Origin of the sequence: Ralstonia flatus, assembly GCF_958439105.1 — a bacterium.
Taxonomy (GTDB): domain Bacteria; phylum Pseudomonadota; class Gammaproteobacteria; order Burkholderiales; family Burkholderiaceae; genus Ralstonia; species Ralstonia flatus.
Map to the genome: position 1 here is coordinate 21,263 of NZ_CAUDLI010000009.1, position 22,312 is coordinate 43,574.

The window sequence follows — 22,312 nt, forward strand, 5'->3', positions numbered from 1 at the left end:
GGCACATCAGGCGAATTTGCTGTAACAGCGCGTTACGGCACGGTGTTCGTTACCAACCCATCATCATTGCTTGGTGAACAACCAGGCAAGCGACCATTCATCGGTGCGGGCCTCGTAACGGATGCCCTTGCGCATGGCCCACGTAGCGAGCTGGTGATGCGACGGGATGATCGCGTAGTCGGTCTGCGCAAAGCGCGCCGCGGTCTTGGCGGCCTGCTCGTGTGCCTGTTCGCTCGACACCGTCGAGAGCGACGTCTGTACCAGCTTGTCCAGCTCCGGATTGCTGTAGCGGCCCCAGTTCCATGAACCGTAGCCGGTTTGCGCGTTCGGCGTGCCGAGAATGCTGCGCAGCGCCACATCCGCCGCCACCGAGCCCCAGCCGAGCATCATGAACGAGAACTCGCCCTGACGTGCGCGCGAGAAATATGCTGCCACCGGCAACGTTTCCACCTTCGTCTGGATGCCGATGCGCGTGAGCAGCTGGGCAGTCGTCTGCGCGACCTGCGCGTCGTTCAGATACCGATTGTTCGTGGCGTGCAGCGTGAGCCCGAAACCGTCCGGGTAACCGGCCTCGGCAAGCAGTTTCTTGGCGCGCGCCGGGTCATATGCGATCGGCTTGCCGCCCGGATGCCCGAAGATCTGCGGCGACACGATGCTCGATGCCACGACGCCCTGGCCCTCCAGCACGCGGCTGACGATGGCATCGCGGTTGATGGCCAGCGCGATGGCCTCGCGCACGCGATGGTCCTTGAGCGGGTTCTTGGCGAGGGGCTTGCCGGCCTTGTCGGTCACGAACGGCGAAGCATCGCGGCTCTGATCCATCTGCCAGAAAATCGTGCGCCACGACACCTGCTGTTCGAGGTGGAATTTGGGGTCTTGCTTGATGCGCGGCACGTCCGCAGCCGGTACGGCCTCGACGACATCCACATCGCCCGAGAGCAGCGCGGCTGTGCGCGCCGCATTGTCCGTGATGATCTTGAAGGTCACCTTGTCCCACTGCGGTGCGCGGCCCCAGTAGTGCGGGTTCTTCTTCAGGACGATTTCCTGTCCGCGCGTGAAGTGGTCGAACAGGAACGGACCGGTGCCGATCATGGCGCGGCCCGCATCAAAGTCCGCCTGCGCCGCATCGGCCACCTTTTTCGGGATGATGGGCAGGCTGTTCAGATCGTTGGGAATGCTCGCGTAATTCGGTGTCGACAGTTTCAAGCGCACTGTCAGCGGATCGACGATCTGTACTTCGGTGATCGACTTCGTATAGCTCGTGAAGGGGCCCGGGCTGTTGGTCAGGCGCGCCGGCCGCTCGATCGATGCCTTCACGTCTTCGCCGGTGAACGCCGTGCCGTCGCTCCACTTCACGTTGGGGCGGAGCTTGATCTCCCAGGTGTTGGCGTCGACGGGCTTCCAAGACGTGGCCAAGCCAGGCGTGTAGCGGCCGTTCTTGTCGAGAAAGACCAGCGACTCGAAGATGTGCAGCGCCATGGCGTTGTTGGGGCCGGCGTTGTTCCACTGCGGGTCCATCGACGTGACGTCGGCGGACAGGCCGATGCGCAGGTCGTCGGCGTGCGCGGCGAACGGCGCCGCGGCAGCCGCTGCCAGCGCACAGGCTGCGAGGTTGCGGATCAGGGCGCGGATGGGAACACACAAGAGGGCACGGGTTGTCATCGGGAGGCTCCTGGGGTTCGGCGGTGATGCCATGTGGCGGAAGACCGTCATTGTGCCGCAGCCCGGCGGGGCGCGTGCGACGCAAACCGACAATCAATATGAACGATCGCGGAGCAATAAAAAAGCCACCCGAAGGTGGCTTTGATCACGCGCGTCGCCCGTCAGTGGAACAGTGGCTGCTGGGTCGGCGCGTCTTCCGGCATTTCTGCGTGGACGATTTCGGCCGAGCGGTCTGCATAGAGCGGGGCGCCGCAGTCTTCGCAGTACTCGGGTTCGAAGAGCTGGCCGTGGCGGAAGATGTCTTCGATGCCGCAGGCACGCAATTCATCGCAAATCTGCTCAAGCGGGCTGCCCGGTTCGCCTTCCGCGGTGACATCCGTGGCGCCGCCGTCGCGGCCGTAGACGGGCCAGACAATGCCGTAGATGAGGTCTTTCTCGCCGCGCACCGTGAAGGCCACGCGGTATTCCTCGATCTGCTCTTCACCGAACGCGCCGATGATGGCGCCGAAGCGGTTGGCCGGCATATCGAGCGCGCCCTGCAGGTAATTGACGGCAGCGCGCACGGTCAGCGGGCGGATCTGCTTGTCGGACTCGCGGCAGGACAGGAAGAAGGCGTCGGGCAGGAGCAGGTCGAACTCGCAGCCGGGCATCAGCGTGGAGATGGTCGGCGTGACCTGTTCGCGCCATTGCTCCAGGCAGGCGGAGCGCTCTGCGTGGTGCTCCTTGGCGTCTTCCTGCCAGCGGAACAGCGCCTGGCCGTGCTGCGCCATGACGATCGCCACCAGGTAGCGAGGGTCGGCCAGGATCGGCGCCGTTTCCGGCATGTCGCGCAGTTCAACCTTGGCCGGCTGGCCCGACAGCGCATACGCGGCCAGCTTGTGCGTGAGCGCAAAGGTGTCGGAATGCGTGCGCGGCAGCTGATCGATGCTGTACAGGTAAGGGGCCAGCGCCACGCGGGCGTTGGAAGCCATCACATGCGCCTGCAGGTGTACCTGCAGCGTTTGCGCCATCTCGGGCTTGATGGTGCCCGAAGGGATCATGTAGCGGGTGTGCGCCAGGATGGGCGCCGCGATCAGCAGCGCGTCATATTCGACGCCGCCCGAGCTGAGGATGGCTGATTCGGCGAGCGTCTCGGCCTGTTCGGCCAGCACGTCGGAGGCTTCCTCGTTGTGCTTGAAAAGATGGTCTAGCGCGGCGTCGAGCGCGGTCTGGCTGCCGTTCTTGAGCAGCCGGGAAAGACGTTCGGACAGCCTTTGTTCCCAATAGACGTCTTCGATGCGGCTGCCCGACGCGTCGAGCGCCAGCGCATCGGCCACCAGCCGTTCTGCATCGGGGGAAAGACGTTGGGGAGCCTTGGAGCGGAATCCTGCCATGCTGTGCCGTACCGTTCGTTGGAAGAATGAAGGGGCGTTATTTTACCCTTGTACGCTGCTGCGCGACGCCCGTTGCGAAACCTGTCAGGCGAAAACCTTAAGGCTTGGCCGCAGGCGCCGAGGCTTCGGATGCCGCGCTGCTTGCGCTCGCAGGTGCGGAAGCCGCTGCGGGTTCGGATGCGGCGGGCGTGCTGGCCGGTGCCGGATGCGTCTCGGCAACCGGCGCGGAAGCTGCCATTGGCGGAGGCGGGGGCACAGGCGCCGCTGCTACGGCGGGCGTTGCCGCCGCTGGCGCCTGGCCGTCGGTCTGTGGTGCCTTGAACAGGATGTAGAACACGGCAGCCGCCACGACGATGAAGGCAAGTACCACTTGGGCCATGGGTGCGGGACTCCAGCAATGAAACGGTCAGGCGAGGCCGGGCGGCGAGCGTGCCTGCAACGGGGCGGGCACATCACACGGCCGATTCGGCACACTGTACCAAAGCCTGCTTGCCGATTGGGGCATCGTCACCTTGTTTGATTTGGCAGGCAATAAAAAACCGGCTCCGAAGAGCCGGCTTTCGATCTGCACGTTCGCAGCGTGGGGGCTTGAAACTTAAGCCGCCAGCAGCTGGCGCAGCACGAACGGCAGGATGCCGCCGTGCTTGTAGTAGTCGACTTCGATCGGCGTGTCGATGCGCAGCAGCACTTGCGCACGCGTGGTCTCGCCGTTGGCGCGATGGATGACGAGGGTGACGTTCTGTTGCGGCTTGATTTCGCCGTCGAGGCCTTCGATGTCGAAGGTTTCGTCGCCCACGATGCCGAGCGATTGCGCCGAGTCGCTGCCCTTGAACTGCAGCGGCAGCACGCCCATGCCCACCAGGTTCGAGCGGTGGATACGCTCGAAGCTGCGTGCAATCACGGCCTTCACGCCCAGCAGCTGCGTGCCCTTGGCGGCCCAGTCGCGCGAGCTGCCCGTGCCGTACTCTTCGCCACCGAACACGACCGTCGGCGTGCCTTCGGCGATGTACTTCATGGCGGCGTCGTAGATCGACATTTGTTCGCCGCTCGGCTGGAACAGCGTCTCGCCGCCTTCCACGCGCGAACCGTCGGCCTTGGCGGGGATCATCAGGTTCTTGATGCGCACGTTGGCGAACGTGCCGCGCATCATCACCTCATGGTTGCCGCGGCGCGAACCGTAGCTGTTGAAGTCGGCCTTGAGCACGCCGTTGGCCAGCAGGTACTTGCCGGCGGGCGACGTTTCCTTGATCGAACCGGCCGGGGAGATGTGGTCGGTCGTCACGGAATCGCCGAACACGCCGAGTGCGCGGGCGCCCTTGACCGATGCCGAAGCAGCCGCCGGCGTCATGTCAAAGCCTTCGAAGAACGGCGGCTCGGCGATGTAAGTCGACTTCGGCCAGTCGTAGACCTGGCCCTTCGTGCCCTTGACGTTGGCCCACAGCTTGGACGGCTTCTTGACCTGCTCGTAGTTCGTGCGGAACGTGTCGGCGTTCATCGCGAACTTCATCAGCTTGGCGATCTCGTCCGAGCTTGGCCAAATGTCGCCCAGATACACGTCCTTGCCATTCTTGCCCTTGCCGACCGGCTCGGTCATGAGGTCGCGCGTCACGTTGCCGGCGATCGCGTAGGCGACGACCAGCGGGGGCGACGCCAGGAAGTTGGCGCGGATGTTCGGGTGGATACGCGCTTCAAAGTTGCGGTTGCCCGACAGCACGGCGGCCGCAACGATGTCGTTCTTCACGATGGCTTCGTTGAGTTCCGGCGTCAGGTCGCCGGCGTTGCCGATGCAGGTCGTGCAGCCGTAGGCCGTCACGCCAAAGCCGAGCTTTTCCAGATACGGCAGCAAGCCGGCGGCTTCCAGATACTTCGTCACCACGCGGCTTCCCGGGGCGAGCGAGGTCTTGATGTGCGGCGCCACTTCCAAGCCGGCTTCGACGGCCTTCTTGGCCAGCAGGCCCGCTGCCAGCAGCACGCTCGGGTTCGATGTGTTCGTGCACGAGGTGATGGCCGCGATCAGCACGTCGCCGCTCTTCACGTCGACGCCGTTCGTGGTCGTGAAGGTCTTGTCGAGGTCTTCCGCTTTCTTGTTGAAACCGTTCTCCGCAACCGGCTTCGAGAACAGCGACGAGAACGTCGACTTCACGTTGCCGATTTCGATGCGGTCTTGCGGGCGCTTCGGACCGGCCAGCGACGGGGCCACCGTGCCGAGGTCCAGCGTCAGCGTCTTGGTGTAGTCGATTTCGCCGGCCTTCGGTACGCCGAACAGCTTCTGCGCCTTGAAGTAGCCTTCGAACGCAGCGATTTCTTCCTGCGTGCGGCCCGTGCCCTTGAAGTAATCGATGGTCTTTTCGTCGACCGGGAAGAAGCCCATCGTGGCGCCGTATTCCGGAGCCATGTTGCCGATGGTTGCGCGGTCCGGCAGCGACAGGCTGGCCGTGCCTTCGCCGAAGAATTCGACGAACTTGCCGACGACCTTCTCCTTGCGCAGCATTTCGGTGATCGTGAGCACCAGGTCGGTGGCGGTGCAGCCTTCACGCAGGCGGCCCTTCAGCTCAACGCCGACAACGTCCGGCGTCAGGAAATACACCGGCTGGCCGAGCATGCCGGCTTCTGCCTCGATGCCGCCCACGCCCCAGCCCACCACGCCAATACCGTTGATCATGGTGGTGTGGCTGTCGGTGCCGACCAGCGTATCCGGGTAGAACACGCCGTCCTTCTTGTGCACACCGCGCGCCAGGTATTCCAGGTTGACCTGGTGGACGATGCCGAAGCCCGGCTGCACCACGCCAAACGTGTCAAATGCCTGCATGCCCCACTTCATGAACTGGTAGCGCTCGTTGTTGCGCGAGAACTCCAGTTGCATGTTCAGGTCCAGCGCCTTCTTCTCACGGAAGTGGTCGATCTGCACCGAGTGATCCACCACCAGGTCGACCGGCACCAGCGGCTCGATCTTCTTGGGGTTCTTGCCCATGCGCTCGGCCACGTTGCGCATGGCGGCCAGGTCGGCCAGCAGCGGCACGCCGGTAAAGTCCTGCAGCACCACGCGGGCGACCACGAAGGGGATTTCGTCGACGCGCTCGGCGGTCGGCTTCCAGTTGGCCAGTTGCGCGACGTGCTCTTCGGTCACCTTCTTGCCGTCGCAGTTGCGCAGGACGGATTCCAGCACGATGCGGATCGACACCGGCAGGCGCTCGATCGCCACGCCCAGTTCCTTGCCCAATTGCGGCAGGGAGTAGAACTTGCCGGTCTGGCCGCCGTTGATCTTAAATTCCTTGAGTGTTTTTTTCAGATTGTGGGGCATGGCATGACTCCAAGGCTTGAGGATTGCGCGGGGTGCCGGGGCGCCCCGTGCGGATACATCAAATCGACAAAATCAATCACATACAAACCGGCAAATGCATTGACCGGCATGGCTTCTGGCCGGTCGGGTACTGCGCCACGACGCCGCTGAACGTCTTGCCGCCGTGGATGCCGGCGGAGATGCCATGGGCGATCGAACGCTTCTTGGCGTCGAGGTCATTCGTGGTGAAACGCTTGTCGCCAACGCGGGCAATTTTCATGCGCAGCGCATGGCTGCGTTGGCCGCGGGCGACGGTATCTTGGTGCGCCTCGATTGCCCGAGGGGCGGCGAGGGCGGTGCCCGGAGCCGTCGTGCCATGTGGCTCGACGGCTCCAGCTGCGGCGGGCCCAAGGCGCCCGGCGCATCCATGCAAGGTCACAGCGTCGACGATGACCTTGTCCGGATGCGGGCGGATGTTCGCAACGGGTGCGGACATGGGCGGTTCCTGTGGGCCTGTTGCGCGATAGCGCGTTATTGCTGGGCCGGTTGGGCCGTGCCCGGTGCCGGAGCGGGGGCCGGGGCTGGAGCCGCGCTGTCCGGCGTCATCAGCGGCAGGCCGGCCGGAGCGCGCAGGGCGCCGGCTTGCGTCGGGGCCGGTGCGCCGGCAGCCATTTCGGCGGTCTGGCACTCATCGGCCAGGCGGTGGCCTTCGTTGCGGTCGAACAGCATGGCCTTGGCCGGGATCACCACCAGGTCGAAGCCGGTCTTCTGGTCGAAGTAGCGGTCAGCGCCGGTGCGCGTCAGCTGGCGCGGCAGGTCGTAGTTCTTGCCCTTCCAGTGGAGCTTGATGATCTGGTCACGCGTCATGTCGCCTGCAATGTAGAGCTCGTTGCCGAGTTCGCACTTCCATTGCACGCCTTCAGGCTTGGCGGCGGCAACAGGCGCTGCCTTCTTGGTGACCTTCTTCTTGGCTGGAGCCTTCTTGGCGGCCGGCTTTGCGGGCGCGGTCTGGGCGGTTGCGTACTGCGATGCAGCCAGCGAAAGAACGCCGGCACAGGCGCCCACGATGAATTTGTTCATAGGGTTTCCTTCGGTAATTCGGTAAGACAGAGTAGGGAGGCGGCAGCCAGGTCACGGATGCCACGGCATTTCGCACACCGGCCGGTATTTTGACCGATTTGCACGCCGTGCCCAACGTTCTGTTACATGCGGGACCGACATCTCCGCCAAACGGGGGTGTCGTGCCGGCATCAGCATCGTTTTTGGGGCGTTCCCGGGCAATTTACCTGGCCACTTTTGCCTTCCGTTCTCCTTGCTTGCGTTTGGATGGATGCTGGCCGGCTCAGCCGCGGTTCTGTGCGAAGAGCGCGTCCAGCTTGGCTTCGTAATCGTGGTAACCGATGCTGTCGTAGAGTTCCATGCGCGTCTGCATGGTGTCGACGACGTTCTGTTGCGTGCCATCGCGGCGAATCGCTGCGTACACGTTCTCCGCAGCCTTGTTCATCGCGCGGAATGCCGACAGCGGATACAGGATCATCGACACGCCGGCGGAGGCCAGCTCGTCGCGCGTGAACAGAGGCGTCTGGCCGAATTCGGTGATGTTGGCCAGCACCGGCACCTTCACCGCGTCGACAAACTTGCGGTACATCGACAGTTCCGTCATCGCCTCGGGAAAGATCGCGTCCGCGCCGGCTTCCACGCAGGCCACGGCGCGTTCCAGGGCGCGGTCGAACCCTTCGACGGCCAGCGCATCGGTGCGGGCCATGACGACAAAGTTGGCGTCGGTGCGGGCATCGACGGCAGCCTTGATGCGATCGACCATCTCGTCCTTCGAGACGATCTCTTTGTTGGGCCGATGGCCGCACCGCTTGGCGCCGACCTGATCTTCGATATGCATGGCCGCGGCGCCAAACTTGATGAGCGACTTGGTCGTGCGCGCCACGTTGAAGGCGGAAGCGCCAAAGCCCGTGTCGACGTCCACCAGCAGTGGGACGTCACACACATCGGTGATGCGGCGGACGTCGGTCAGAACGTCGTCCAGGCCAGAGATGCCGAGGTCAGGCAAGCCCAGCGAGCCTGCCGCCACACCGCCGCCCGACAGATAAATCGCGCGATAGCCGGCGCGCTTGGCCAGCAGCGCGTGGTTGGCGTTGATGGTGCCGACGATCTGCAGCGGCGATTCTTCGACCAACGCCTGGCGGAAGCGGGCACCTGCGCTGGTTTGGGTGTTTGCCGTCATGGCGAATCTCCTCTCTATGCTCGTCACGCGAAGAAGCGCGCAACGGCGTCGGCGGGCATTTCCACGCCGGTGGTGTGCGCGCGTTGCAGCACGGCCCACCAATACCGATAGCTCGCGCGGTCGTGCAGCCGGCCTTCATGCTGGATCGGGCCCCACGCGGCATCCTGCGCAGCCGCAAGAATGGCGCTCGCGTGTGTCACTTCTTCGTGCGATGGGCGGAACGCCGAAACGATCGGCGCGATCTGGTCCGGATGGATACTCCACTTGCGCAGATAGCCAAACTCGTTGCGGGCACGGGCGGCATCGGCGCCGGCGCGGTCCGGGTGCTTGATATCGGTGCTGACGTTGTGCGACGGCACCTTGCCGTGCGCGTGGCAGGCGGCGGAAATCTCGGCAAGCGCGCGGCGGATCAGCGGATGCTCGAACTGCTCGGGCGAGCCCATCGCCGCGCCGGGAATCGCTCCGTTGTGCGCCGAAACGAAATCCATCAGGCCGAAACTCAGGCATTCAACCTGTACCAGCGAGGCAATGTCGAACACCTGCGCCAGCGCGCCATGCGTTTCGATCAAGACGTGGATCGGCAGGTGCCGTGCAATGCCCGCCGCCTTGGCGGCCTGGTTGATGCGATCGGTCACGCGTGCCACTTCCACCACGTCACGCACTTTCGGCACGGTCACGTAGGCGAGGCGGCTGCCGGCAAGGCCGACGAGGATGTCGACGTCTTGCGTCCACGCGTCGTGGTTCGGATCGTGGATGCGCACGCCGACGCGGTTGAAGCGGTTGTCGTCGCTGTTGATGAGCGCGGCGGCGAGTTCGGCATGCGCGCGTTCCTGGCCGACGGCGGCGCCGTCTTCGCAGTCAAACGTGATATCGAAAACGGGGCCAAGGGCTTGTTGCAGGGCGAGCGACTTGCGCATCAGTTTTTCTGCGCCCGCGTAGTGGTCGCAGACCGGCAGCTGGGCCGGCAGGGCATCGTCCTGGAACAAAACCTCGGTGGGGTGCACGGGGTGGTATCGGTTGGGCGGCGCGGTAACGCCTGCGTTTTGTTCGAAATGCAGGTGTAAAAAAACCGGAGGGGTCGCTGCCGATCCGCTCCGGTTTCTTCTTTCAGATCATGCGGATCACAGCAGATGCTGCACGCCTGCACGCTCGCCTTCCAGCTCGTCGAGCGTGATCTTGATCTTGCCTTGGCTGTACTCGTCGATTTCCAGGCCTTCGACGATCTTGTACTTGCCGTTTTCCGTGGTGACCGGGAAGCCGAACATCACGTCCTTCGGAATGCCGTATTCGCCGTTCGACGGGATGCCCATCGTGACGATCTTGCCGTTGCTGCCGAGCACCCAGTCACGCACGTGGTCGATGGCGGCGTTGGCAGCCGAAGCAGCCGACGACAGGCCGCGCGCTTCGATGATGGCGGCGCCGCGCTTGCCAACGGTCGGCAGGAACACGTCGTTGTTCCACACCGGGTCGTTGATCATGTCCTTGACGCTCTTGCCGTCGATCGTGGCGTAGCGGTAGTCGGCGTACATCGTCGGGCTGTGGTTGCCCCACACGAACAGCTTTTCGATGCTCGACACCGGCTTGCCGGTCTTGGCGGCGATCTGCGACAGGGCGCGGTTGTGGTCCAGGCGCAGCATGGCGGTGAAGTTTTCGCGCGGCAGGTCCGGCGCCGACTTCATGGCGATGTAGGCGTTGGTGTTGGCCGGGTTGCCGACCACCAGCACCTTCACGTCGCGCGAGGCAACGGCGTTCAGGGCCTTGCCTTGTGCCGTGAAGATCTGGGCGTTGGCCGACAGCAGGTCTGCACGCTCCATGCCCGGGCCGCGGGGGCGGGCGCCGACCAGCAGGGCCACGTCGACGTCCTTGAACGCGGTCATCGGGTCGGAATGCGCTTCCATGCCAGCCAGCAGCGGGAATGCGCAGTCCTCGATCTCCATCATCACGCCCTTGAGCGCCTTCTGGGCCTTCTCATCGGGGATTTCCAGCAGTTGCAGGATGACGGGCTGATCCTTGCCCAGCATTTCGCCGGCGGCGATGCGGAACAGCAGGGCGTAACCGATCTGTCCAGCAGCGCCGGTCACTGCGACGCGCATGGGTGCTTTTGCCATGAGAACTCTCCAAACGGTAGTGAAAGCGGATCGCACTGCGCGCGGCGGGCATCCCGGCAGGATGTCGGTGCAGCCTCGCAGGCATTGCCGGCAACGGTCGGCGCCTCGTGGGCGGTCGGCTCAGAATCGGCAAGAGCCTCGCAGTTTACTGCGTCCGCATGACGATGTGGAAACACACTTGCGATTGACCTTGAGGCCGTCGTGGCGTGTGTGTGGGCCGTCGCCCGGAACAGGCGCGAGTGTAGGTCCGGCCTTGCTCGAAAGTCAATTAATCTTCTGTCTTATATAAGACATAAGACATTCTATAAACGGGCTGGACGCCTTTGTCGCTTTTGTGGTGAAATCGGCAGTTATGTCGAGCACACCCAGCCCTCTATCTGCTGCGATGCCGCCCTCGGGCGGCGAAGGCGGCGCGTCGCCTGCGTCCGCTGGCGGCGCGGGCGGCTCTCCCACCTTCAGCCCGCTGTATCAGCAGATCAAGACGCTGATCCTGCAAAGCTTGCAAGCCGGCGAATGGAAGCCCGGCGAGATGATCCCCAGCGAGATGGAATTGGCGGCCCGCTACAAGGTCAGCCAGGGGACCGTGCGCAAGGCGATCGACGAATTGGCCGCCGAAAACCTGGTCGCGCGGCGCCAGGGCAAGGGCACCTTCGTGACCACGCATTACGAAGAAGGCGTGCAGTTCCGCTTCTTGCGTCTGATGCCGGAGCAGGGCGAGCAGCACTACCCGAGCAGCCGCGTACTCGAGTGCAAGCGCATGCGGGCGCCGGCCGAGATCGCCAGGCTGCTCGAACTGAAGGCCGGCGACAGCGTCGTGCAGATCCGCCGCATCCTGTTCTTTTCAGGCGAGCCGACGGTGCTGGAGGAGATCTGGCTGCCGGGGGCGAGCTTCAAGGGCCTCACAGCCGAAAAGCTGACGGAGTGGAAGGGGCCGATGTACGCGTTCTTCGAGGCGGAGTTCGGCGTGCGCATGTTGCGTGCCACGGAGCGCATCCGCGCTGTGGCAGCGGACGCCGCTACGGCCGAGTTGCTGTCGGTGGCGGTTGCCTCGCCGCTGCTGTCGGTGGAGCGCGTCTCGCACACGTTCGGCGACAAGCCGGTGGAAATACGCCGTGGCCTGTACGTCACGACGCGGCATTACTACCAGAACGAGCTGAGTTGACGGTGCGTCCTCAGGCGCGATTCGTGCGGCTGGAGCCAACTCAATGGCGTTTCACCTTGTGCGTCGCGCAACAGCGCATTGCGCGTCATGAAGGCAGGGTAAAGAGGACAATCTGCCCCCGTATCACGCCACTGGCAGGCGAGGGCACGAAGCACAAAAGTGGAGCGCGTCGCATGGAATTATTGGTGCGCTGCGCAACAAAAGCGCGCTAGAATCTCGCGGATTTGTGCAAAGCTGTTTTGTTTGTTGATTAGCCAATTGGGGTCTGACCATGGCAGAAGCCATCAAGAAAGCCAGGCCGGTCTACAGGAACATCGGTTTGGGCGATATCGCCCGCTACCGCTTGCCCTGGGCCGGTAAGGTGTCCATCCTCCACCGTGCCAGCGGTGCGTTGATGTTCCTTCTTCTTCCGTTCGTGCTGTACTTGTTCGAGCAAAGTCTCACGTCGGAAATCAGTTTCGCCAAGTTCTCGGCGCTTCTGTCCAACGGCTTCGCCAAGGTTGTCGTCCTCGCGCTCATCTGGGCTTATCTGCACCATTTCTGCGCAGGCATCCGTTACCTGATCCTCGATCTGCATATCGGCATCGACAAGACCTCGGCCTCCAAGTCCGCTGTGAGCGTCCTCATCGTCAGCCTGCTGCTGACGGTCGTGTTCGGCGCCAAGCTGTTCGGCCTGTTCTGAGGAGTCCCTGATGGCAAATAACAATATCGGTCCCAAGCGCCTCGTTGTCGGCGCGCACTACGGCCTGAAGGACTTCCTCGCGCAGCGCGTCACCGCCGTGATCATGGCGGTCTACACGATCGTGTTGCTGGCTGCATTCCTGCTCTCGAAAGACACGTCGTACCAAAGCTGGGCCGGCCTGTTCTCGAACCAGTGGATGAAGATGCTGACGTTCCTGGCATTCGTGTCGCTCACGTATCACGCCTGGATCGGTGTCCGCGATATCTGGATGGACTACGTGAAGCCCGTGGCAGTGCGTTTGACGCTGCAAGTGTTGACGATTCTGTGGCTCGTCGGTTGTGCGGGCTACGCAGCTCAGATTCTCTGGAGGGTTTAAGACATGGTCGCAGTCAAGACTGGGCTGCCGCGCCGCAAATTCGACGTCGTGATCGTCGGTGCGGGCGGTTCGGGCATGCGCGCATCGCTGCAGCTCGCAGAAGCCGGCCTCTCCGTGGCCGTGCTGTCCAAGGTGTTCCCCACCCGCTCGCACACCGTTGCGGCGCAGGGTGGTATCGGTGCTTCGCTGGGCAACATGAGCGAAGACAATTGGCACTATCACTTCTACGACACCGTCAAGGGTTCCGACTGGCTCGGCGACCAGGACGCGATCGAATTCATGTGCCGCCAGGCGCCGAACGTGGTCTATGAACTGGAACACTTCGGCATGCCGTTCGACCGCAACGCCGACGGCACGATCTACCAGCGTCCGTTCGGCGGTCACACGTCGAACTACGGCGAGAAGCCCGTGCAGCGTGCCTGCGCCGCGGCTGACCGTACCGGCCACGCGCTGCTGCACACGCTGTATCAGCGTAACGTGCGGGCCAAGACCCACTTCTTCGTCGAATGGATGGCGCTGGATCTGATCCGCGACCAAGAAGGTGATGTGCTGGGCGTGACGGCGCTCGAAATGGAAACCGGCGAGGTCTACATCCTCGAAGCGAAGACGACGCTGTTCGCTACGGGCGGTGCAGGTCGAATCTACGCGGCTTCCACCAACGCCTTCATCAATACCGGCGACGGCCTGGGGATGGCTGCGCGCGCAGGCGTTCCGCTGGAAGACATGGAATTCTGGCAGTTCCACCCGACCGGCGTGGCCGGCGCGGGCGTGCTGATCACGGAAGGCGTGCGCGGCGAGGGCGGCATCCTGCGTAACAAGGATGGCGAGCGCTTCATGGAGCGCTATGCCCCGACGCTGAAGGACTTGGCGCCGCGTGACTTCGTGTCGCGCTCGATGGACCAGGAAATCAAGGAAGGCCGCGGCTGCGGCCCGAACGGCGACTACGTGCTGCTCGACCTGACGCACGTCGGTGCCGAGACGATCATGAAGCGCCTGCCGTCGATTCGCGAGATCGGCCTGAAGTTCGCCAACGTCGACGCCATCAAGGAACCGATTCCCGTGGTGCCGACCATCCACTACCAGATGGGTGGCATTCCGACGAACTATCACGGTCAGGTCGTGGTGCCGAAGAACGGCAACCCGAACGAGGTCATCAACGGCTTCTACGCGATCGGCGAATGCTCGTGCGTGTCCGTGCACGGCGCGAACCGCCTGGGCACGAACTCGCTGCTCGACCTGGTGGTGTTCGGCCGTTCGGCGGGCAACCACATCATTGCGCAGAACCTGAAGAACCGCGAGCACAAGCCGCTGCCGGCCGACGCTGCCGACCGTGCGCTGTCGCGCCTGGCCAAGCTCGATTCGTCCAGCTCGGGCGAGTACGCGCAGGACGTCGCCAACGACATCCGCCGCAACATGCAGTCGCACGCTGGCGTGTTCCGTACGCAGAAGCTGATGGATGAAGGCGTCGAGCGCATCCTGGAAGTGGCCGAACGCGCTGGCAACATCCACCTGAAGGACAAGTCCAAGGTGTTCAACACCGCGCGCGTCGAAGCGCTGGAAGTGGCCAACCTGGTGGAAGTGGCGAAGGCAACGATGGTGTCGGCTGCCGCCCGCAAGGAGTCGCGCGGTGCACACGCCCACAGCGACTTCCCGAACCGCGATGACGAAAACTGGATGAAGCACTCGCTGTGGTATTCCGAAGGCAACCGCCTGGACTACAAGCCGGTGCAGTTGAAGCCGCTGTCGGTGGAAACCGTGCCGCCCAAGGCGCGTACGTTCTAACGGATAAGAAGGACCCACAAAAATGAAGCGTATTTTTGAAGTCTATCGCTACGATCCGGACAAGGACGCAGCGCCCCGCATGCAGACCTACGAGGTTGAACTCGACGGTCACGAGCGCATGCTGCTCGACGCGCTGGTCAAGCTGAAGAAGCTGGACGAGTCGATCGCGTTCCGTCGTTCGTGCCGCGAAGGCGTGTGCGGCTCCGACGCCATGAACATCAACGGCAAGAATGGTCTGGCCTGCCTGACCAACATGCGTGAACTGCCCGAGAAGATTGTGCTGCGTCCGCTGCCGGGGCTGCCCGTGGTGCGCGACCTGATCGTCGACATGACGCAGTTCTTCAACCAGTACCACTCGATCAAGCCGTACCTGATCAACGACGAGCCGCCGCCCGAGAAGGAGCGTCTGCAGTCGCCGGAAGAGCGTGAAGAGCTTGACGGCCTGTACGAGTGCATTCTGTGCGCGAGCTGCTCGACGTCGTGCCCGTCGTTCTGGTGGAACCCGGACAAGTTCGTCGGCCCGGCCGGTCTGCTGCAGGCGTATCGTTTCATCGCTGACAGCCGTGATCAGGCCACCAGCGAGCGCCTGGACAACCTGGAAGACCCGTACCGCCTGTTCCGCTGCCACACCATCATGAACTGCGTTGATGTGTGCCCGAAGGGTCTGAACCCGACGAAGGCCATCGGCAAGATCAAGGAATTGATGGTGCGTCGCGCTGTGTAAGGCGCGAGTCAGGGCACTTTGGCATTGTGTGTCGCCGGAGCGGTTTCTCCGGCGGCACATTTCTAGAAAGTATGGTTGCTGTGAACACTCCGACGTTCTCCCATCAGTCCGATCCGCACAAGCGTGCCCGTTTGCGCTGGCGTGCCCGACGCGGCCTGCTTGAGAACGACATCATCGTCGAGCGCTTCTTCAACCGCTATGAGACGGAACTGTCGGACGACGACGTTGCCGCACTCTCGCAGTTGTTCGAGCTACCCGACAACGACCTGATGGATCTCCTGCTTGCACGCAAGGAGCCGGAGGGCGAACTCGACGTGCCCCATATTCAGCACGTCCTGACCTTGCTGCGCTCGGTCTGAACCGGCGCGCGAGAGGTTGCCGCAAGACGAATCGATCCAGCCGCCCCCGGCCGGCGCCCCTTGATCCGTCTGGCGGGAGTCTCCCGACTTCATTTTTATAAACAGCAGAGAAGGAAACCGACATGACGCCGTCCGAAGTGAAAGCCACCCTATCGTTTTCCGATGGCTCGCCCAGCGTCGAGCTGCCGATCTACAAGGGCACGGTTGGCCCGGACGTGATCGACATTCGCAAGCTGTACGGTCAGACGGGCAAGTTCACGTACGACCCCGGCTTCATGTCGACCGCGTCGTGCAATTCCAAGATCACCTACATCGATGGTGACAAAGGTGAGCTTCTGTACCGCGGCTACGCCATCGACGATCTGGCCAGCAAGTGCGATTTCATGGAAATCTGCTATCTGCTGCTGAAGGGCGAGTTGCCCAACGCCAAGCAGAAGGAAGAGTTCAACCATGTGGTGACGAATCACACCATGGTCCACGAGCAGATGCAGTTCTTCCTGCGCGGTTTCCGCCGTGACGCCCACCCGATGGCCGTGCTGACGGGCCTGGTCGGCGCCATGAGCGCGTTCTATCCGGACGCTGCCAACATCAATGACCCGCGCGAGCGAGAGATTTCGCAGATTCGCCTGATCGCCAAGCTGCCGACGCTGGTGGCCATGGCATACAAGTACAACATCGGCCAGCCGCTCATCTATCCGCAGAACAACCTGTCGTACACGGGTAACTTCATGCGCATGATGTTTGCCACGCCGTGTGAAGACTACAAGGTGAACCCGGTGCTGGAAAAGGCACTGGACCGCATCTTCATCCTGCACGCAGACCACGAGCAGAACGCCTCGACGTCGACGGTGCGTCTGGCGGGCTCGTCGGGTACCAACCCGATCGCTGCCATCGCTGCCGGTATCGCCTGCCTGTGGGGCCCGGCGCACGGCGGCGCGAACGAAGCTGCGCTGAACATGCTGGAAGAAATCGGTACCGTCGACAAGGTGCCGGAATTCATCAAGCAGGTGAAGGACAAGAACAGCGGCGTGCGCCTGATGGGCTTTGGCCACCGCGTGTACAAGAACTACGACCCGCGCGCCAAGCTGATGCGCGAAACCTGCCACGAAGTGCTGAACGAGCTGGGCCTGCATAACGACCCGCTGTTCAAGCTGGCGATGGAGCTGGAAAAGATCGCCCTGGAAGACGAATACTTCGTCAGCCGCAAGCTGTACCCGAACGTCGACTTCTACTCGGGCATCGTGCAACGCGCGCTGGGCATCCCGACCTCGATGTTCACCTGTATCTTCGCGCTGGCCCGCTCGGTGGGCTGGATTTCGCAATGGGAAGAGATGATCACCGATCCGGAATACAAGATCGGCCGTCCGCGCCAGCTGTTCAACGGCGCAGCCACCCGCGAAGTGCCGTCGATCGACAAGCGCTAAGCCAAGCTGTTCGCCTTGCAGAAACCCCGCCCGGGAAACCGGCGGGGTTTTTTGTTGGGCGCCGCTTGAGGTGCCCGGAAAGGGCCTTCGCGAAATGGCGAAACCCCCTTTCGCCAGTCACGTCCGGTGCCCAATGCACCGGGTGGCATAATCGATCACTCCCCACGAAACAGCTCGCGCAGCGGCCCTGAATTTCCAAAAAAGGGCGCGTTGTGTACGGATCGCATCATGGCCAAGACGCTCTACGACAAACTTTGGGACGATCACGTCGTTCATACCGAAGAAGACGGCACGACCGTCCTCTACATCGATCGTCAACTGCTGCACGAAGTGACGAGCCCGCAGGCGTTCGAGGGCCTGAAGATGGCCGAGCGTCCGGTGTGGCGCATCAGCGCCAACCTGGCCGTGTCGGATCACAACGTGCCGACCACCGACCGCTCGCACGGCATTGCCGACCCGGTTTCCAAGCTGCAGGTCGACACGCTCGATGCCAACTGCGACAGCTACGGCATCACGCAATTCAAGATGAACGACAAGCGTCAGGGCATCGTGCACGTGATCGGGCCGGAGCAGGGCGCGACGCTGCCGGGCATGACGGTGGTCTGCGGCGATTCGCACACCAGCACGCACGGCGCATTTGGTGCGCTCGCGCACGGCATCGGCACGTCGGAAGTTGAGCATGTGCTGGCCACGCAAACGCTGCTCGCCAAGAAGAGCAAGAACATGCTCGTGAAGGTGGAAGGCACGCTGCCGCGTGGCTGCACGGCCAAGGACATCGTGCTCGCCATCATCGGCAAGATCGGCACCGCAGGCGGTACGGGCTACGCCATGGAGTTCGGCGGCTCGGCCATCCGCGCGCTGTCGATGGAAGGCCGCATGACGGTGTGCAATATGGCGATCGAGGCAGGCGCCCGCGCCGGCATGGTCCCCGTGGACGATGTCACGCTGGAGTACGTCAAGGGCCGCCCGTTCGCGCCGCAAGGCGTGGAGTGGGAGCAGGCCGTCGCCTACTGGCGCACGCTGCATTCTGACGAGGGTGCGCATTTCGATCAGGTGGTCGAGCTGCGTGCGGAAGAGATTCGCCCGCAGGTGAGCTGGGGCACGTCGCCGGAAATGGTGGTCAGCATTGAAGACCGTGTGCCGGATCCCGACAAAGAGAAAGATCCGAACAAGCGCAACGCCATGGAGCGCGCGCTCGAATACATGGGCCTGCAGCCGAACGTTGCCATCAGCGACATCAACATCGACAAGGTCTTCATCGGCTCGTGCACCAACAGCCGCATCGAAGACATGCGCGCCGCGGCGTGGGTCGTGCAGAAGCTGGGCAAGCGCATTGCGTCGAACGTGAAGCTGGCGATGGTCGTGCCGGGCTCGGGTCTCGTGAAGGAGCAAGCCGAGCGCGAAGGGCTCGACAAGATTTTCAAGGCGGCAGGTTTCGAGTGGCGCGAGCCGGGCTGCTCGATGTGTCTCGCAATGAACGCGGACCGCCTCGAGCCGGGCGAGCGCTGCGCATCCACGTCCAACCGCAACTTCGAAGGCCGTCAGGGCGCGGGTGGTCGCACCCACCTGGTAAGCCCGGCGATGGCCGCTGCGGCCGCACTGGAAGGCCACTTCGTCGACGTGCGCAAGCTCGCTTGAGCGGCAGGATAGAGAGAGCAATCATGGAACAATTCACCATCCACACCGGCCTCGTGGCCCCGCTCGACCGCGAGAACGTCGACACCGACGCGATCATCCCGAAGCAGTTCCTCAAGTCGATCAAGCGCACCGGCTTCGGCCCGAACCTGTTCGACGAGTGGCGCTACAAGGACGTGGGCGAGCCCGGCCAGGACAACAGCAAGCGACCGCTGAATCCGGACTTCGTGTTGAACCAGCCGCGTTACCAGGGCGCCTCGGTGTTGCTGGCGCGCAAGAACTTCGGCTGCGGCAGCTCGCGTGAGCACGCACCGTGGGCGCTGCAGCAGTACGGCTTCCGCGCCATCATCGCGCCGAGCTTTGCCGACATCTTCTTCAACAACTGCTTCAAGAACGGCCTGCTGCCGATCGTGCTGACGGAGTCGCAAGTCGACCATCTGTTCAACGAGACGCAAGCCTTTACGGGCTACCAGCTGACCGTCGATCTGGACAAGCAGGTCGTCGTCACGCCGGGCGGTACGGCCTATCCGTTCGACATCACGGCGTTCCGCAAATACTGCCTGCTCAACGGCTTCGACGACATCGGCCTGACCTTGCGCTACGCGGACCAGATCAAGGCTTACGAAGCGCAGCGCCTGGCCAGGATGCCGTGGCTCGCCCACAAGCTCGTCGGCTGAGCGGATACCAGAACAACAAGGACAACCACATGACCAAGATTGCAGTGTTGCCGGGTGACGGCATTGGCAAGGAAATCGTCGCCGAGGCCGTGAAGGTGCTCAAGGTGCTGGGCGAGTCGTTCGAGATGGAATTCGCCCCGGTGGGCGGCGCGGGCTACGAGGCCAAGGGCCATCCGCTGCCGGAAGACACGCTCAACCTCGCCAAGGAAGCCGACGCGATCCTGTTCGGCGCCGTGGGCGACTGGAAGTACGACACGCTGGCGCGCGAACTGCGCCCGGAACAGGCCATTCTGGGCCTGCGCAAGCACCTGCAGCTGTTCGCCAATTTCCGTCCGGCGATCTGCTATCCCGAACTGGCCGGCGCATCGAGCCTGAAGCCCGAGATCGTGTCCGGTCTCGATATCCTGATCGTGCGCGAACTGACCGGCGACATCTACTTCGGCCAGCCGCGGGGCGTGCGTGCCGCACCGGACGGTGTGTTCGCCGGCGCGCGCGAAGGCTTCGATACCATGCGCTACGCCGAGCCGGAAATTCGCCGCATCGCGCACGTCGCCTTCCAGGCTGCCGCCAAGCGGGGCAAGAAGCTGTGCAGCGTCGACAAGGCCAACGTGCTCGAGACGTTCCAGTTCTGGAAGGACATCGTCACCGACGTGCACAAGGAGTATCCGGAAGTCGAGCTGTCGCACATGTACGTCGACAACGCGGCCATGCAGCTCGTCAAGGCGCCGAAGAACTTCGACGTGATCGTCACCGGCAACATGTTCGGCGATATCCTTTCCGACGAGGCGGCCATGCTGACGGGCTCGATCGGCATGCTGCCGTCGGCCTCGCTCGACGCGAACAACAAGGGCTTGTATGAGCCGTCGCACGGTTCCGCGCCGGACATCGCGGGCAAGGGCGTTGCCAACCCGCTGGCGACGATCCTGTCCGCCGCGATGATGCTGCGCTACTCGCTGAACAAGGCCGAGCAGGCCGATCGCATCGAAAACGCCGTCAAGAAGGTGCTCGCCCAGGGCTATCGCACGGGTGACATCCTGACGCCGGGTTGCAAGCAGGTCGGTACGGTGGAGATGGGCGACGCGGTGGTCGCTGCCCTGTAAACGAAACGCGCGTTGCGGTGCCGTCACATCCGGCGCCGCAATCGTCGTTTTTTCGGTGGACACATGTTGCAGTGCATTGTGTGGCCGCCAAATCGTGTATATTTTTGTAGATGATCTCGATCGCGCTCCCCGTCCTCGTACTGGGCATTCTGGGCACCCTGGCTATCGCCGCCAAGGGCACCGCCGCGCGCGCTCGCATGACGCCTGTCGAGATTCGCACGACCACCAAAATCATTACCAAAAAAACGATCTCCTAGATCGTCCGTCGTGCCCGTTCGCCTTCCCCGCGCGGTCACGCCGGGCGACCGAGGCGGGGAAAATCACTAGAGGTTCACAATCATGAAGGTAGGTCTCGTCGGTTGGCGCGGCATGGTCGGCAGCGTGCTGATGCAGCGCATGCAGGAAGAAAAGGATTTCGACCTGATCGACACCGTGTTTTTCAGCACCAGCAACGCCGGCGGCAAGGCGCCCGCATTCGCCAAGACGGATGCGCCCCTGGCTGACGCCAACGACATCGAAGCACTGAAGGCCTGCGACACGATCATCACGTGCCAGGGCGGCGACTACACGACCGAAGTCTTCCCGCAGCTGCGCGCTGCCGGCTGGAACGGCTACTGGATTGACGCCGCCTCGACGCTGCGCATGGAAGACGATGCCGTGATCGTGCTGGACCCGGTCAACCTGTCGCTCATCAAGAACGCGGTGGCGGCCGGCACCAAGAACTTCATCGGCGGCAACTGCACCAACTCCATCCTGCTGATGGGCGTGGGCGGCCTGTTCCGCGAAGGTCTGGTCGAATGGGTCAGCTCGATGACCTACCAGGCGGCTTCGGGCGGTGGTGCGAACCACATGCGCGAACTGCTCAAGGGCATGGGGGTGATTCACGGTGCCGTGGCCGATGAGCTGGCCAATCCGGCTTCCGCCATCCTGGACATCGACCGCAAGGTTGCCAAGACCATCCGCGAAGATGTGCCGACCGAATTCTTCCCCGCGCCGCTGGCTGGGGGCCTGATTCCGTGGATCGACAAGCAGCTCGACAACGGTCAGTCGAAGGAAGAGTGGAAGGGGCAGGCTGAGGTCAACAAGATCCTGGGTACGGCGCAGACGATTCCGGTCGATGGCCTGTGTGTGCGGATCGGCGCAATGCGCTGCCACAGCCTGGGCCTGACGCTCAAGCTCAAGCGCGACCTGCCGCTCGACGAAATCGAGCAGATCATCCGCTCGGGCAACCCGTGGGTGAAGTGGGTCCCGAACGATCGCAGCATCACCGAAAAGGAACTCACGCCGGCATCCATCACGGGTGGCCTGGAAATCGGTGTGGGTCGCGTGCGCAAGCTCAACATGGGGCCGGAATATGTGAGCGCCTTCGTGATCGGTGACCAGCTTCTGTGGGGCGCCGCCGAGCCGCTGCGCCGTACGCTCCGTATCCTGCTGGGCAAGTGATTCAGGCTTTGCTTTCGTTATCGGGCCGTGCATCGAAGGCCGTCGTTGCGGCCTGACAACAGAAAGTGTGCTTTTTCAACCAACGCCGCGCGGCCTGCGCGGCGTTGTGCCATCTGGATGCCCACGGCTTGTAACGTTGGTACACAATAGCGGCCGGAACGCCGTCCGCCCATTCGTGGGGTGGACGGAGCACGGGGAAGGGTTAGCGCCACATGAAGCACGCGCATTCCGGGGGGTACGTCGGGTGCTTCAGAATCTCGCCAATTGTGTCGTTTTCATAAAAATT

Annotated in this window: 21 protein-coding genes; 12 read left to right on the top strand and 9 right to left on the bottom strand. The window is 63.2% G+C overall.

Going from position 1 to position 22,312, the window contains the following annotated elements; genetic code table 11:
• Positions 1–63: 63 nt before the first annotated feature.
• The 9 genes from R2676_RS19195 to R2676_RS19235 form a co-directional block, all read right to left on the bottom strand.
• Positions 64–1,662, bottom strand: coding sequence for an ABC transporter substrate-binding protein (locus R2676_RS19195; RefSeq protein WP_027681072.1), 1,599 nt, complete (start codon positions 1,660–1,662; stop codon positions 64–66).
• Between the two features lie 161 nt (positions 1,663–1,823).
• On the bottom strand, positions 1,824–3,035 hold the full coding sequence (locus R2676_RS19200; RefSeq protein ID WP_206275199.1) for a DUF2863 family protein: 1,212 nt from the start codon (positions 3,033–3,035) through the stop codon (positions 1,824–1,826).
• Positions 3,036–3,132: 97 nt separating this feature from the next.
• Positions 3,133–3,414, bottom strand: a complete 282-nt coding sequence (locus R2676_RS19205; RefSeq protein WP_206275200.1) for a hypothetical protein — start codon at positions 3,412–3,414, stop codon at positions 3,133–3,135.
• Positions 3,415–3,630: 216 nt separating this feature from the next.
• On the bottom strand, positions 3,631–6,336 hold the full coding sequence (acnA, locus tag R2676_RS19210; protein ID WP_206275201.1) for an aconitate hydratase AcnA: 2,706 nt from the start codon (positions 6,334–6,336) through the stop codon (positions 3,631–3,633).
• A 76-nt stretch (positions 6,337–6,412) separates the two neighbouring features.
• The gene (locus R2676_RS19215) at positions 6,413–6,811 is read right to left on the bottom strand and encodes a 2-methylcitrate dehydratase (RefSeq protein ID WP_206275202.1); all 399 of its coding nucleotides are present in this window, start codon (positions 6,809–6,811) and stop codon (positions 6,413–6,415) included.
• A gap of 35 nt (positions 6,812–6,846) precedes the next feature.
• On the bottom strand, positions 6,847–7,395 hold the full coding sequence (locus R2676_RS19220; protein WP_206275203.1) for a hypothetical protein: 549 nt from the start codon (positions 7,393–7,395) through the stop codon (positions 6,847–6,849).
• A gap of 262 nt (positions 7,396–7,657) precedes the next feature.
• The gene (prpB, locus tag R2676_RS19225) at positions 7,658–8,554 is read right to left on the bottom strand and encodes a methylisocitrate lyase (RefSeq protein ID WP_027681077.1); all 897 of its coding nucleotides are present in this window, start codon (positions 8,552–8,554) and stop codon (positions 7,658–7,660) included.
• A gap of 23 nt (positions 8,555–8,577) precedes the next feature.
• Positions 8,578–9,558, bottom strand: coding sequence for an HpcH/HpaI aldolase/citrate lyase family protein (locus tag R2676_RS19230; RefSeq protein ID WP_206275204.1), 981 nt, complete (start codon positions 9,556–9,558; stop codon positions 8,578–8,580).
• A 117-nt stretch (positions 9,559–9,675) separates the two neighbouring features.
• Positions 9,676–10,662: a malate dehydrogenase gene (locus tag R2676_RS19235; protein WP_316857566.1), complete on the bottom strand. Its 987-nt coding sequence runs from the start codon at positions 10,660–10,662 to the stop codon at positions 9,676–9,678.
• Between the two features lie 352 nt (positions 10,663–11,014).
• On the opposite strand from R2676_RS19235, the gene R2676_RS19240 reads away from it, so the two are divergent.
• From R2676_RS19240 to asd, 12 genes are all read left to right on the top strand, one after another.
• A complete protein-coding gene (locus tag R2676_RS19240; RefSeq protein WP_027681080.1) occupies positions 11,015–11,824 on the top strand; it encodes a GntR family transcriptional regulator in 810 nt (269 codons plus the stop codon).
• Positions 11,825–12,095: 271 nt separating this feature from the next.
• Positions 12,096–12,506 (top strand): succinate dehydrogenase, cytochrome b556 subunit, encoded by a 411-nt coding sequence (gene sdhC, locus R2676_RS19245; protein WP_027681081.1) that lies wholly within the window; start codon positions 12,096–12,098, stop codon positions 12,504–12,506.
• A gap of 10 nt (positions 12,507–12,516) precedes the next feature.
• A complete protein-coding gene (gene sdhD / locus R2676_RS19250) occupies positions 12,517–12,882 on the top strand; it encodes a succinate dehydrogenase, hydrophobic membrane anchor protein (protein ID WP_012762259.1) in 366 nt (121 codons plus the stop codon).
• A gap of 3 nt (positions 12,883–12,885) precedes the next feature.
• The gene (gene sdhA, locus R2676_RS19255; RefSeq protein WP_065856639.1) at positions 12,886–14,664 is read left to right on the top strand and encodes a succinate dehydrogenase flavoprotein subunit; all 1,779 of its coding nucleotides are present in this window, start codon (positions 12,886–12,888) and stop codon (positions 14,662–14,664) included.
• A 22-nt stretch (positions 14,665–14,686) separates the two neighbouring features.
• On the top strand, positions 14,687–15,388 hold the full coding sequence (locus R2676_RS19260; protein ID WP_009241007.1) for a succinate dehydrogenase iron-sulfur subunit: 702 nt from the start codon (positions 14,687–14,689) through the stop codon (positions 15,386–15,388).
• A gap of 71 nt (positions 15,389–15,459) precedes the next feature.
• Positions 15,460–15,747, top strand: coding sequence for an FAD assembly factor SdhE (locus R2676_RS19265; protein ID WP_009241006.1), 288 nt, complete (start codon positions 15,460–15,462; stop codon positions 15,745–15,747).
• Between the two features lie 122 nt (positions 15,748–15,869).
• A complete protein-coding gene (gene gltA, locus R2676_RS19270; protein ID WP_004634431.1) occupies positions 15,870–17,171 on the top strand; it encodes a citrate synthase in 1,302 nt (433 codons plus the stop codon).
• Positions 17,172–17,399: 228 nt separating this feature from the next.
• Positions 17,400–18,809, top strand: coding sequence for a 3-isopropylmalate dehydratase large subunit (leuC, locus tag R2676_RS19275; RefSeq protein WP_316887312.1), 1,410 nt, complete (start codon positions 17,400–17,402; stop codon positions 18,807–18,809).
• A gap of 23 nt (positions 18,810–18,832) precedes the next feature.
• Positions 18,833–19,483, top strand: coding sequence for a 3-isopropylmalate dehydratase small subunit (leuD, locus tag R2676_RS19280; RefSeq protein ID WP_065856633.1), 651 nt, complete (start codon positions 18,833–18,835; stop codon positions 19,481–19,483).
• 29 nt (positions 19,484–19,512) lie between these two features.
• Positions 19,513–20,583: a 3-isopropylmalate dehydrogenase gene (leuB, locus tag R2676_RS19285; protein WP_206275206.1), complete on the top strand. Its 1,071-nt coding sequence runs from the start codon at positions 19,513–19,515 to the stop codon at positions 20,581–20,583.
• 110 nt (positions 20,584–20,693) lie between these two features.
• Positions 20,694–20,840: a hypothetical protein gene (locus R2676_RS19290; RefSeq protein WP_009241003.1), complete on the top strand. Its 147-nt coding sequence runs from the start codon at positions 20,694–20,696 to the stop codon at positions 20,838–20,840.
• Positions 20,841–20,922: 82 nt separating this feature from the next.
• Positions 20,923–22,026 carry an aspartate-semialdehyde dehydrogenase gene (gene asd, locus R2676_RS19295; RefSeq protein WP_206275207.1) on the top strand — a complete coding sequence of 368 codons (1,104 nt, stop codon included), beginning with the start codon at positions 20,923–20,925 and terminating at the stop codon, positions 22,024–22,026.
• Positions 22,027–22,312: the final 286 nt, after the last annotated feature.